Annotated in this window: 10 protein-coding genes; 4 read left to right on the plus strand and 6 right to left on the minus strand. The window is 59.5% G+C overall.

Features of this window, described 5'->3' with window-relative positions; genetic code table 11:
* Nucleotides 1-203: 203 nt before the first annotated feature.
* The 3 genes from pssA to HWX34_RS10890 all read right to left on the minus strand — a co-directional run bounded on the left by pssA (nucleotide 204) and on the right by HWX34_RS10890 (nucleotide 4309).
* On the minus strand, nucleotides 204-1544 hold the full coding sequence (gene pssA, locus HWX34_RS10880; protein ID WP_178972261.1) for a CDP-diacylglycerol--serine O-phosphatidyltransferase: 1341 nt from the start codon (nucleotides 1542-1544) through the stop codon (nucleotides 204-206).
* Between the two features lie 109 nt (nucleotides 1545-1653).
* Complete coding sequence (locus HWX34_RS10885) at nucleotides 1654-2970, minus strand: FAD-binding oxidoreductase (RefSeq protein ID WP_178972262.1); 1317 nt, start codon at nucleotides 2968-2970, stop codon at nucleotides 1654-1656.
* 10 nt (nucleotides 2971-2980) lie between these two features.
* Complete coding sequence (locus tag HWX34_RS10890) at nucleotides 2981-4309, minus strand: glutamine synthetase family protein (RefSeq protein ID WP_178972263.1); 1329 nt, start codon at nucleotides 4307-4309, stop codon at nucleotides 2981-2983.
* A gap of 399 nt (nucleotides 4310-4708) precedes the next feature.
* Here HWX34_RS10890 and HWX34_RS10895 point away from each other — a divergent pair, with 399 nt between their 5' ends.
* Nucleotides 4709-5275, plus strand: coding sequence for an RNA pyrophosphohydrolase (locus HWX34_RS10895; RefSeq protein ID WP_255496677.1), 567 nt, complete (start codon nucleotides 4709-4711; stop codon nucleotides 5273-5275).
* 133 nt (nucleotides 5276-5408) lie between these two features.
* On the plus strand, nucleotides 5409-7379 hold the full coding sequence (parE, locus tag HWX34_RS10900; protein WP_370459728.1) for a DNA topoisomerase IV subunit B: 1971 nt from the start codon (nucleotides 5409-5411) through the stop codon (nucleotides 7377-7379).
* A 78-nt stretch (nucleotides 7380-7457) separates the two neighbouring features.
* Here parE and HWX34_RS10905 read toward each other — a convergent pair whose 3' ends face one another.
* A complete protein-coding gene (locus tag HWX34_RS10905) occupies nucleotides 7458-8168 on the minus strand; it encodes an alanyl-tRNA editing protein (protein WP_178972265.1) in 711 nt (236 codons plus the stop codon).
* A 164-nt stretch (nucleotides 8169-8332) separates the two neighbouring features.
* On the opposite strand from HWX34_RS10905, the gene HWX34_RS10910 reads away from it, so the two are divergent.
* Entirely contained in the window at nucleotides 8333-9013 is a 681-nt protein-coding gene (locus HWX34_RS10910; RefSeq protein ID WP_178972266.1) for a pseudouridine synthase, read from the plus strand.
* 70 nt (nucleotides 9014-9083) lie between these two features.
* Here the strand turns inward: HWX34_RS10910 and queF are convergent, their stop codons facing one another.
* Together queF and murJ are read right to left on the minus strand one after the other, a co-directional pair.
* Complete coding sequence (gene queF, locus HWX34_RS10915) at nucleotides 9084-9923, minus strand: NADPH-dependent 7-cyano-7-deazaguanine reductase QueF (RefSeq protein ID WP_218645144.1); 840 nt, start codon at nucleotides 9921-9923, stop codon at nucleotides 9084-9086.
* A gap of 21 nt (nucleotides 9924-9944) precedes the next feature.
* A complete protein-coding gene (gene murJ / locus HWX34_RS10920; RefSeq protein WP_178972267.1) occupies nucleotides 9945-11480 on the minus strand; it encodes a murein biosynthesis integral membrane protein MurJ in 1536 nt (511 codons plus the stop codon).
* A 122-nt stretch (nucleotides 11481-11602) separates the two neighbouring features.
* Here murJ and rpsT point away from each other — a divergent pair, with 122 nt between their 5' ends.
* Nucleotides 11603-11866, plus strand: a complete 264-nt coding sequence (rpsT, locus tag HWX34_RS10925; protein WP_045847229.1) for a 30S ribosomal protein S20 — start codon at nucleotides 11603-11605, stop codon at nucleotides 11864-11866.
* Nucleotides 11867-11876 lie beyond the last annotated feature (10 nt).

Below are 11876 nucleotides of genomic sequence, written 5' to 3' on the forward strand. Positions count from 1 at the left end.
AGGACACTGCCAGACTCCCGTTTAGAAGCCCAGCTCACACGAGCTGGGCTTTGTGCTTTGTGCGTGATTCCCTGCCTGGACGATGCATGCAGCGCTTATCCAGCGAATCTGATATCCGGCTTCCGGATGGAAGCAAATAATAAAACCAATGCAAAAAGCCACCTTCGGGTGGCTTTTTGCATTGGTCAGGCCATTTGTTTTTCTTACAGCATCAGGTTGAGCATGCGATCGATACGTACCCGGCTTAGCCGGGTGAGGATGGTGCGTACCTTGAGCGGGTAGTTGCGCACACTTTCCAGTTGGCGGTAGTGATGAATGCGGGTGGTGTGCTGCAGGATATGCTGTTGTTCAGCATGGCTTTGTGCTTGCAGCTGCTGCGCCGGATCATGAATCAGCAAGGCATTTTCCAGATCCAGGCGGAAGGCTCGCGGATTCATGTTGTTGCCGGTCAGCAGAATGTGCTGTGCATCGCACCACATGCCTTTGAGGTGGTAACTGTTGTCGCCATCTTTCCACAGGCACAGATTGAGTTTGCCGTTTTCGATCTGGGCCTGGCGGCGCTTGGCGAAGCGACGCAGGTTCATTTCGTACAGATAGGGCAGGGCACCAATCAGCTTGAATGGCTCTGTCTCGGGAATGAAAAAATCATTGGCAGTCTTGTCGCCGACGATGATGGTGACTTCAACGCCACGGCGTAGGGCACGGTTGATGGCGCGCAGCACCGCCATGGGGAAGTTGAAGTAAGGTGTGCAAATCACCAGCCGGTGCTGGGCATGACCGATCAATTGCAGGATGAGACGATTGAGCGGATTGCCCTTGCCCAGTCCGACAATCGGTGTGACACCCATACCTTGCTGACTGATCTGCTGTCGCGGCAGGTGGTAGTGGGCTTGCTCCAGCCGGCCACGAAATGCGCGGATTTCCTTGCGAATGCTACGCGTGCCCGGGACGGGTTTGTCGAGCCGGAATACGGCTTCGTCATTGCAGATGTGTTGCAGCATGAAACTGGCCATACAGTCAGCCAGTGCCATGCTTTGAATCAGGTGGTAACGATCAAAACGATACTTGTCCTGCTTGTGCAGGTAGACGTTGTTGAGGCTGGCTCCGCTGTATATCACCAGGTCATCAATGATGAAGCCTTTCAGATGCAGTACGCCGAACAGCTCTCTGGTCTGGGTGGGGACACCATAGATGGGTACCTCAACAGCATGCAGGCTGGCCTCTTTTCGATACCAGGCGGCATTGCAGCTGACATTGCTCTCGCCGATGCGTCCGCGTTGCGCACGGTGCCAGTCGACCAGAATACGTACATCCAGTGCCGGATTGCGTTGTTTGGCCGCAAAGATGGCGGCCAGTATCTCCTGCCCGGCTTCGTCCTGTTCCAGATAGAGTGCCGCGATATAAATGCGCTGTTGCGCTGAATCCAGTTTGCTCAGCAGTGTCTGGCGGAAGTCGGCGGCAGATGGCAGGGAAGCAAAATTGCTGGCCGTCAGTGCAAAGCGTGGCAGACGCTCTGGAGAGGGACGTGGGAGTAGAAATGCCATGTAAATTACACGTAAAACAGTTGATCGGGGCATCCTAGCATCGTTTGCCTGTTTTGGGTGATGCAGCTGCCTGAGGGCTGTCCTTGCGCAAGCCCAGTGTACATTTTGTCTAGAAGCCTAGAGCATCACGCAGGCGGTAATACATGCTGCCAAGCCGGATCAGGCTTTCCTCCATGGAGGCCGGTAGCGGTAGCGGGTGAGCATACAGTTTATTGAAAATGTCAAAGCGACCCAGATCCCCGGCGATGGCTTCGGCAATCATCTGTCCGGCAATGCCGGTGAAAGCCAGTCCATGTCCGGCAAAGCCCTGAGCATGATAAACGCGCTGTCCCTGGCGACCAATTTGGGGCAGGCGTGCCGGGCCGATATCGACATGCCCACTCCATGCGAAGTCGATCTGGCTGTTGTTGAGGCTGGGGAAAATGCTGACCATGCGAGCATACCGATCGGCAATCAGAGCCTGTCGTTGTGCATAGGGTCTGCTTGAGCGTCCACCAAATAGCAGGCGGTGGTCTGGCGTCAGGCGGAAGTAGTCCAGCAGCTTGTCACTGCTGCAAACGGCAGCGCCTGCGGGTAGCAAGCTGGCGGCGTGTTCGGCCGTGAGCGGGGCGGTGGCAAGGATGTGCGACTCAACCGGCAGGATGCTGCGGCGCAACTGCGGTTGCAGGGCGCCAATATCGACATTGCAGGCCAGGACCATCTTGTCCGCCCGTATCCAGCCACCGGACGTGCCGATTTGTAGTCCCAGCCTGTCCTCGTCGATGGAGCTGACCGGGCTGTGTTCGAACAGCCTGACCCCGGCGCGGGATGCTGCCCGTGCCAGCCCCTGGGCATATTTCAGCGGATGCAGGTGGCCGCAGCTACTGTCGTGCAGTGCCGCAGTATAGGCCGGTGAGTTGATCTGCTCGGCCAGTGCCTCACCTTCCAGCCATTGGGCATCGTGGTAGCCACAGCTTTGCAGTGTCGATAGTTGCTTGCGTAACTGTTGTTGCTGGTGGCGGTTGCTGGCGGTGGTAAGAAAGCCCCAACGCAAATCACAGTCAATCTGGTGCTGGTGAATACGATTGGCAATCAGCGCCAGTCCGTCCAGCGAGGCCTCCCAGCATTGCCGGGCGGCGCGTGTACCCAATTGCTGTTCGAAGGCCCGGAATGGGGCGGCAAAGCCGTGCAGGATCTGCCCGCCATTGCGTCCGGATGCGCCAAAGCCCACCAGTGCGCCTTCCAGTACGGCCACCGATAAGCCTTTCTCCGCCAGGGTCAGGGCGGCCGACAGTCCGGTCAGGCCTGCCCCCACCACGCAAACATCGCAGCGCACCACCTCGCCCAGTACCGGGTAGCGCTCGCGCAAGGGGGCACTGGCGGCGTACCAGGAGTTGACGTGATGGCCGTCAAATTGACTGAGGTGAGGTGCGTGTTCGCGTTTCATCTGGCCTCTTTCATACCTGGGCAAGCAAATGGCGGTATTCCCAGGCGGTGACGGTCTGGTTGAATGCCTGCCATTCGCTCAGCTTGAGTTGACAATAGCTTGCAACGAAGTGAGGACCCAGTAGTTCGGCCAGTGCCTGATTGCCAGCCAGACCTTCGATAGCTTCCAGCTGCGTGCGGGCAAAAGCATAAGGCCGGCCATAGGCGCTGCAATCGAGCGGCGCGCTGGGTTCCTGTTCCTGTTGCATGCCAAGCAAACCGCAGGCCAGCGTGGTGGCCAGGGCCAGGTAGGGGTTGGCATCCACGCCCGGCAAGCGGTTTTCCACCCGGCGGGCCTGTGGGCCGCTGTGTGGTACACGCAGGCCGCAGGTGCGGTTGTCGTGACCCCATTCCACATTGATGGGTGCTGCGGTGAATGGAGCCAGGCGGCGATAGGAGTTTACATAAGGGGCGAGCAATAGCAGGGCATCCGGCAGATAGCGTTGCAGGCCGCCGATGTAGTGGGCAAAGCGCGGGCTAGGCTGGCCATTATCCAGCGAGAATGCATTACGCTGGCTGTCGGTATGAATCAGGCTCTGATGGATATGCATGGCGCTGCCGGCATCATGGGCCAGCGGTTTGGCCATGAAGCAAGCCTCCAGGCCATGGCGTGCTGCAGCTTGCCGCACCATGCGCTTGAACAGAAAGGCCTGGTCGGCCAGTGCCAGTGCATCACCATGTTGCAGATTGATCTCCAGCTGACCGCAGCCTACTTCCTGCAGCAGGGTGTCGGCTCCTATGCCCAACAGCTCACAGCCATGGTGGATGTCTTCCAGTACGGCTTCCAGGTCATGCAGCCGGTCCAGCGCATAGGGCTGACGCAGGCTGTCGGCTGCTTTGCCGTAGCAGGCCGGGGCTTGCGGGGCATCGTCCAGCCCCTGGCGCTGGGCAAACAGATAGAACTCCATTTCCGGTGCGACCACCGGTTGCAGTCCAAGTTGCTGATAGCGTGCCAGTACGCGCCGCAGCACATTGCGCGGTGCAAATTCCACCAGGCTGCCGTCTTCGTGGTGGCAATCGTGAATCAGCATGGCGGTGGGTTCGCGGCACCAGGGCAGGCGGCGCAGTGTGCTGTAGTCGGGGGATAGCACCATGTCCGGGTCCAGTTCCGGAACCAGTTCTTGCAGGCAGTCGCCGGTAATGCTTTGCATCAGGCCTACCTGGGAGAAGCGCAATTCGCTGCCGCTGGCAACGCTGCTACTGGGAAGAATCTTGCCGCGTGCAGTACCGGTAATGTCGGAAAACAGGCATTCGACCTGACGAATGCCGTACTGATGCAGCCATTCTGCAGAAGTGTGCATGAAGGGGTCCTTAGTGCGTTGATTTGTCGAGAGCCGCCTTGGGAGCGGGTAAAACGGCAAAACGCTAGCGGTGACCGACTGCAGTGAATGGCTGGATGAAAAAGCCCAGCGACAGGGCTGTCGGATTGACCCAGGCGCACGGCACCGACACTGCCGCAGGCAGTGCAAGGTGTATGGCCAAGGGTGAATGGACGGGCATGGTCGCTTGGTTTTCCGTGTGGAGTGAAACAGTTGTTGTGCTGGATTTTTAAACGCCTTTGCCCTGCAGCGTCAATTTATTTCATGCCCTGGTAAAGCCAGTGTGGTGGAATCGCCGCTTGGCTCTCGTGTCAGGTGCATGGCAAGAGCTGTCGAAATGTGCAAAAATTCGGTCAACTAGACGAATTGCAGGTTTTTTTCATGCTGGACCGGGACGGATATCGCCCCAATGTCGGAATCATCCTCATCAACGGTAAAAATGAGGTGTTCTGGGGCAAGCGGGTACGCGAACATTCCTGGCAATTTCCGCAAGGAGGCATCAAGCCGGGCGAAAGTCCGGAGGCGGCGATGTACCGCGAGCTTCTGGAGGAGGTCGGGCTGTTGCCGCAACATGTCAAGATTGTGGGGCGAACCCGCGATTGGCTGCGTTACGAAGTGCCCAGCAACTGGGTGCGGCGCGAATGGCGTGGCAGCTACAAGGGGCAGAAGCAAATCTGGTTCCTGTTGCGGCTGACGGGGCGCGATTGCGATGTCTGCCTGCGTGCCAGCAGTCATCCGGAATTTGACGGTTGGCGCTGGAATGATTACTGGGCTCCGGTGGATGCTGTCATCGAGTTCAAGCGCGACGTGTATATCCGCGCGCTGACCGAGCTATCCCGTTTCCTCAAGGGGATGGAAAGCTACGACGGTTTTGTACAGCGCATGCGTGAGTCGGCAAAGGCGGCACCGCTGGCTGAGGGTCTGCCGGGCCCGCAGCAGGATCACTGAACCGCCTGGCGGTTTGCCTCACCCATCAAGCAAGCGGCGGCCCTGGGCTGCCGTTTGAGCATCATGGCCATCCCTGCGGGGGTGGTGACATCACCAGGCTGGCCCTGCGTACAGGGCTGCTACAGGCGACGATATATTTATGACTCAACAGTACGACGAATCTTCGGTACGGGTGCTCAAAGGGCTGGAGCCGGTCAAGGAAAGGCCGGGTATGTATACCCGCACCACCGACCCCACCCATATCTGTCAGGAAGTGATTGATAACGCGGCGGACGAGGCGCTGGGCGGTTATGCCCGCAAGATTGCCGTCACCGTGCACCAGGATGGTTCATTGTCGGTGGAAGATGATGGCCGCGGTATTCCGGTCGGCCTGCATCCGCAAGAAGGCGTGCCGGTGGTGGAACTGGTATTCACCCGCCTGCATGCCGGTGGCAAGTTCAACAAGAAAGATGGCGGCGCTTATGCCTTCTCCGGCGGTTTGCATGGTGTAGGCGTGTCGGTGACCAATGCACTGTCTACCCGGCTGGACGTAGAGGTGAAGCGCGAGGGCGGTGTGCACCGGCTGGTATTTTCCGGCGGTGACGTGATTGAACCCTTGGCGCGCGTTGGCGACTGTGGCCCGCGCACCAGCGGCACCCGGGTGCGGGTATGGCCGGATGGCAAGTATTTTGAAAGCCCGCGTTATTCGCTGCCGGAGCTGGAGCGCCTGCTACGTGCCAAGGCGGTGTTGCTGCCGGGCGTTGCCGTGTCGCTTACCGTGGAGAAGCCCAGTGGCGATGAGGTCAAGGTTTGGCAGTATCCGCAGGGCCTGAAAAGTTATCTGGCCGAGCTGTGCAACGGCGATGAGCCGATTGCGCCGTTGTTTGCCGCGGAAGCCTATATCGGTGACGATCACGAGCAGTTTGCCAAGGGTGAGGGCGTGCAGTGGGCGATGGCCTGGTTCGAGGACGGGGCCAGTGGCGAGAGCTATGTCAACCTGATTCCCACTCCTTCCGGCGGTACTCATGAGGCAGGCCTGCGCGCCGGGGTGTTTGATGCGGTGAAGACCTTCATCGATCACCACAACCTGCTGCCGCGCGGCGTCAAACTGATGGCAGAAGATGTGTGGAGCCGGGTGCGCTTTGTGCTATCGGCCCGTGTGCTGGATCCGCAATTCCAGGGGCAGACCAAGGACAAGCTCACCAGCCGTGACGCGCTCAAGCTGATTTCCAGCCTGTCGCGCGACCCGGTGGAACTGTGGCTGAACCAGAATGTGGAGGCGGGCAAGAAGATTGCCGAGCTGGCCATCCGTCAGGCGCAGTCCCGTTTGAAATCCGTCAAGAAGGTGGAAAAGAAAAAAGGCTCGGGTGTTGCTGTCTTGCCGGGCAAGTTGACCGACTGCGAGAGTGAAGATCTGGAGCGCAACGAGCTGTTCCTGGTGGAGGGTGACTCGGCCGGTGGCTCGGCCAAGCTGGCGCGCGACAAGGAATACCAGGCCATCCTGCCTTTGCGCGGCAAGGTGCTCAATAGCTGGGAAACCGACAAGGATCAGCTGTTTTCCAATGCCGAAATCCACGATATTTCTGTTGCCATCGGCGTGGACCCGCACGGGCCGGATGATCACCCGGATTTGTCCAGCCAGCGTTATGGCAAGATTGCCATCCTGTCCGATGCCGACGTGGATGGCTCGCACATCCAGGTGCTGTTGCTCACCTTGTTCTTCCGCCATTTCCCGCGACTGATCGAAAACGGCAACATCTACATCGCCCAGCCACCGCTGTTCCGTGTGGATGTGCCGGGCTCGGGCAAGAACCGCCCGCCGCGCAAGATTTACGCGCTGGATGAGGGTGAACTGAATGCCATTCTGGACCGTTTGCGCAGCGAGAATGTGCGCGAAGGCAGCTGGGGGATTTCCCGCTTCAAAGGCTTGGGTGAAATGAACCCCGAGCAACTGAAGGACACCACCATGAATCCGGATACCCGCCGCCTGTCGCGGGTGCAGGTGCGTCCGGGTGAAATGGCGCAAACCCTGTCCACCTTTGTCATGCTGATGGGCAAGGGCGAGGCCTCCAGCCGCCGTAGCTGGATGGAAGCCAAGGGTAATGAGGTGGAAGCCGATATCTGAGCCAGCTGCTGTGTGGCGTTGAAGGGCAATGCAAAAGGGGACCTGCGGGTCCCCTTTGTGCTGGATGGCAAACAGGCCTCAGTCGGCCAGCGTCACCACCACCCGCTTGTTGCGCGCGCCCTTGCTTTCAATCTTTTTCACCAGCAGGCGGCCGATTTCGCCGGTGCGGCGCACATGGGTACCGCCACAGGGTTGCAGGTCGACGCCGTCGATTTCGATCAGGCGGATTTCCGGTAGCTCCAGCGGCGGGGTGACCGACATGGTCTTGATCAGCTCCGGGCGGGCTTTCAGCGCTTCGCCGCTGGTCATCTGGATGCTCACTGCCAGGTCCTGTGCTACCAGTGCATTCAGGCCAGCCTCGATCTCGTCCTTGTCCAGTTCCATCCCCTCAGGCAAATCAAAATCCAGTCGACCGCCTTCTGCGGTCAGATTGCCGCCGGTCACGCCGGCCTTGATCACCACCGACAGCAGATGCAGGCCGGTATGTACCCGCATGTGACGATGACGGCGCGCCCAGTCCAGTGTCAGGGTGACCGGGCTGCCTGCGTCCAGTCGCGGCGCATCGGCCGCGGTGATGTGGGTAATCTCGCGGGTTTCACGGTTGCGGCGGGTATCGCAGATGGCCAGCGTGCGGCCATCTGCCAGGGTCAGCGTGGCGGTGTCGCCGGGCTGGCCGCCGCCCAGCGGGTAACACAGGGTGTCTGCCAGTACCAGGCCGGCATCATCATGACGGATGACCGTGGTTTCCAGGGTGGTTTGGTATGGGTCGAGGTAAAAACGCTCCGGCATGACGGCTCCTAGCATGGGGAATGATCTGATCATGACAGGGTGATGGCGTTGCGCTGCCATTTCAAGTGGCAATTCCCCGGCAAATTCAGGGTGACAGCTTGTGAAGCCGCGTCGGGGGTAAGATAATCGCCGCTCATTACTTATTCTGTTCCCCTGTTGCCGCCATGAGCCAAGCCCATAATCTGGAAAACTACACCCCGCCGCCGGATACCGGCCTGTCGGTCATTTACGTGGATGACTGCCTGCTGGTGGTGGACAAGCCCTCCGGCCTGCTGTCGGTGCCGGGTCGTGGCGAGGGCAAGGACGACTGCCTGATCAGCCGGGTGCAAAAAGTGTATCCGGATGCGCTGACCGTACACCGGCTGGACATGGCCACCTCCGGCCTGGTGGTGTTTGGCCGTGGTGCGGCCATGCAGCGGGCACTGTCCATCGCCTTCATGGACCGCAAGGTCAAGAAGCGCTATATCGCGGTGGTGGATGGCATTGTCCAAAGCAATAGCGGCACCATCGACCTGCCGCTGATCATCGACTGGCCCAATCGCCCGCGCCAGAAAGTCGACCATGTAGAAGGCAAACAGGCCATTACCCATTACCGTGTACTGTCGCGCGATACCACGCGTCAGCTCTCGCGCATGGAGCTGGACCCGCAAACCGGCCGTGCGCACCAGTTGCGCATGCATATGCTGCATCTGGAAAGCGGCCACCCGATTCTGGGCGATGACATCTACGCCCCGCCGGAGGTGTTGGCCAAGGCCGATCGGTTATTGCTGCACGCGTCGCGGCTGGTGTTGCGCCACCCGGTGACGCAGGAAGAAATGGAATTCGACGCGCCGACACCGTTTTGAACGAGGAGTGGCGAGCAAATGAAAAAAGGATGCCAGGTGGCATCCTTTTTTGTTTGGTGTGGTGTCCGGGTTATTGCCGTGCCGTCCGGATATTATCCTCCGGGGCTTGCTCGGCATTGCTGCGCCAGGGGTTGATATCCAGGCCGCCACGGCGGGTGTAGCGGGCGTAAACCGTCAGCTGTTCCGGTGCGCAGGCACGCAGGATGTCGGTAAAGATGCGCTCCACGCATTGCTCGTGGAATTCATTGTGCTGGCGGAAGCCGATCAGGTAGCGCAGCAAGGCCTCACGGTCCAGCTTGGGGCCGGTATAGCGGATTTGCACGCTGCCCCAGTCCGGCTGGCCGGTCACCAGGCAGTTGGACTTCAGCAGATTGCTGCACAGGGTTTCGCTCACGATGTTGCCGGTGTCGGCACGCAGGATGTCCGGGCAGGGTGCATAGTTGTCCACGGCGATGTCCTGCTCGTCGATGTAGTCGCCAGCCAGTTCGGTAATGCGCTCCACGGCAAAGTCCTGCGGCAGTAATACGCTGACCGAGACCGCTCCACCGGCTGCATTGGACAGGTCCAGCGCCAGCTGGGCCTGCAACTCGGCCAGGCTGGCAATCCGGGTCTGGTTATAGCTGTTCAGATACAGCTTGAACGACTTGGATTCGATCAGGTTGGGGCTGTCAGCCGGAATACGGAAAGTGGCAATACCCACTTGCGGCTTGCCGCGTGCATTCAGCCAGGACAGCTCGAAACCGGTCCAGATATCCACACCGGCAAACGGCAGCGCCTGTTCGCTGATACCGATTTCATCGCGTTTCATCTTGCGTGGAATGGGAAACAGCAGGCTGGCGTCGTACTGGTCCTGATAGCTGACAGTCTTGCCCAGCGGGGACTGTTCCGGTGACATGGCTTGGGGTTTCATGGTGTTTCCTTGCAATACGGATCAATGTTCACGGCGCATGAACTGGCGCGGGCGGAAACCCAGCGCAAACAGCATGGCAAAGTAAGTAATGGCCCCGGCCACCACCAGCAGCGTCAGCCAGCACACCCGTTGCCAGGCGTGGCCGTCCCAGTGGATGGGTAGCAGCCATTGCAGCGCCAGCAATACGGCGGCCATGGCCAGGATGGCCAGTGCCATCTTGCCAAGGAAGCTGCTCCAGCCCGCTTGCGGCTGGTAGATTTTGCGTTTGAGCAGGGTGGACAGCAGCAGGCCGGCATTCAGGCAGGAAGCCAGGCCAATCGACAGCGCCAGCCCGGCATGCTTGAGCGGGAAGACAAAGGCCAGATTCATCAGCTGGGTGCAGCACAGGGTGATCAGTGCAATGCGTACTGGCGTCTTGATGTCCTGCCGCGCATAAAAGCCTGGTGCCAGTACCTTGACCAGAATCAGCCCCAAGAGGCCGAAGGAGTAGGCAATCACCGCCTGCTGCGACATCAGCGCATCGTGGGCGGTAAAGCGGCCATACATGAACAGGGTGGACAGCAAGGGGCCGGACAGCAAACCCAGGCCCACGGTGGCGGGTACGGCCAGCAACAGCGACAGGCGGATGCCCCAGTCCAGCAGCACGCTGAATTCGCTATCGGACTTGCTGGCCGCGTGCTTGGACAGCGAGGGCAGCAGGATGGTCCCCAGTGCCACGCCCAGTACCCCGGAAGGGAATTCCATCAGCCGGTCGGCGTAATACATCCACGACACGCTGCCAGTGGGCAGGAAGGAGGCAAAGGTGGAGTTGATCAACAGCGAGATCTGCGCCACCGATACGCCGAAAATGGCCGGGCCCATCTGGCGGATCACCCGCCAGACGGCCGCATCCTTGAAGTCGAAGATGGGCATGGTAAGCATGCCGATCTGCTTGAGAAAGGGCAGTTGCCAAACCAGCTGGATCAGCCCGCCAACAAACACCGCCCAGGCCATGGCCATGATGGGCGGATGAAAACTGTGGGTGAAAAACAGCGCAAACACGATGAAGCTGAGGTTCAGAAAGGTGGGGGTGAAGGCCGGAATCGAGAACCTGCCCCAGCTATTCAGAATGCTGCCGGTCATCGACGACAGCGAAATGAAAAAGATATAAGGAAACGACACGCGCAGGATGTCGGCAAACAGCGCGGCCTTGGCCGGTTCGCGATAAAAGCCGGGCGCGGAAATCCACATGATGGCCGGGGCGGCCAGCATGCCGATGGCTGTCACCAGCAGTAGCACCGAACCGAGCACGCCGGTTACTTTGGCAACGAATTCGCGGGTTTCTTCTTCGGTTTTCTGGTTCTTGTATTCGCCCAGGATGGGGACGAAGGCTTGCGAGAACGCGCCCTCGGCAAACAGGCGGCGCAACATATTGGGAATCTTGAAGGCGGCATTGAAGGCATCTGCCGACATGCCGGCACCAAATACGCGGGCGATAAGCGTGTCGCGGACCAGGCCGAGAATGCGCGACACCATGGTCATGCTGCTGACTGCAGCCAGCGCCTTGAGCAGGTTCATTGATAGAGGGAGGGCGGGTTGAGCAAGCCGGCTAGTTTACGCTGGCGGGTTTATTGTTGCAAAACCTGCTGTTAAGGCTTAGAATCGCGGGTTTCAGATTCCGCTCATCAGGAGAAAGATTCATGGCTAACAGCGCACAAGCTCGCAAGCGTGCACGCACAGCCCTTAAGCAGCGCGCGCACAACGCCAGCCTGCGTACTGCGTTCCGTACTGCAGTAAAGAAAGTGCTTAAGGCAATTGAAGGTGGTGACAAGGCTGCTGCTAAGGTAGTGTTCCACGCTTCCACCAAAGTAATCGACCGTATCGCTGACAAGGGCGTGTTCCACAAGAACAAGGCAGCTCGTCACAAGAGCCGTCTGTCCGCTCAGATCAAGGCCATGGCCTGATTCCAGCCCA

Origin of the sequence: Aquitalea sp. LB_tupeE (assembly GCF_013391415.1) — a bacterium.
In the GTDB taxonomy this organism is placed as follows: Bacteria; Pseudomonadota; Gammaproteobacteria; order Burkholderiales; family Chromobacteriaceae; genus Aquitalea.

Coding starts and splice junctions, on each gene's coding strand:
- pssA (WP_178972261.1), bottom strand. CDS start 1,544: ATGGCATTTCTACTCCCACGTCCCTCTCCAGAGCGTCTGCCACGCTTT.
- HWX34_RS10885 (WP_178972262.1), bottom strand. CDS start 2,970: ATGAAACGCGAACACGCACCTCACCTCAGTCAATTTGACGGCCATCAC.
- HWX34_RS10890 (WP_178972263.1), bottom strand. CDS start 4,309: ATGCACACTTCTGCAGAATGGCTGCATCAGTACGGCATTCGTCAGGTC.
- HWX34_RS10895 (WP_255496677.1), top strand. CDS start 4,709: ATGCTGGACCGGGACGGATATCGCCCCAATGTCGGAATCATCCTCATC.
- HWX34_RS10905 (WP_178972265.1), bottom strand. CDS start 8,168: ATGCCGGAGCGTTTTTACCTCGACCCATACCAAACCACCCTGGAAACC.
- HWX34_RS10910 (WP_178972266.1), top strand. CDS start 8,333: ATGAGCCAAGCCCATAATCTGGAAAACTACACCCCGCCGCCGGATACC.
- queF (WP_218645144.1), bottom strand. CDS start 9,923: ATGAAACCCCAAGCCATGTCACCGGAACAGTCCCCGCTGGGCAAGACT.
- murJ (WP_178972267.1), bottom strand. CDS start 11,480: ATGAACCTGCTCAAGGCGCTGGCTGCAGTCAGCAGCATGACCATGGTG.
- rpsT (WP_045847229.1), top strand. CDS start 11,603: ATGGCTAACAGCGCACAAGCTCGCAAGCGTGCACGCACAGCCCTTAAG.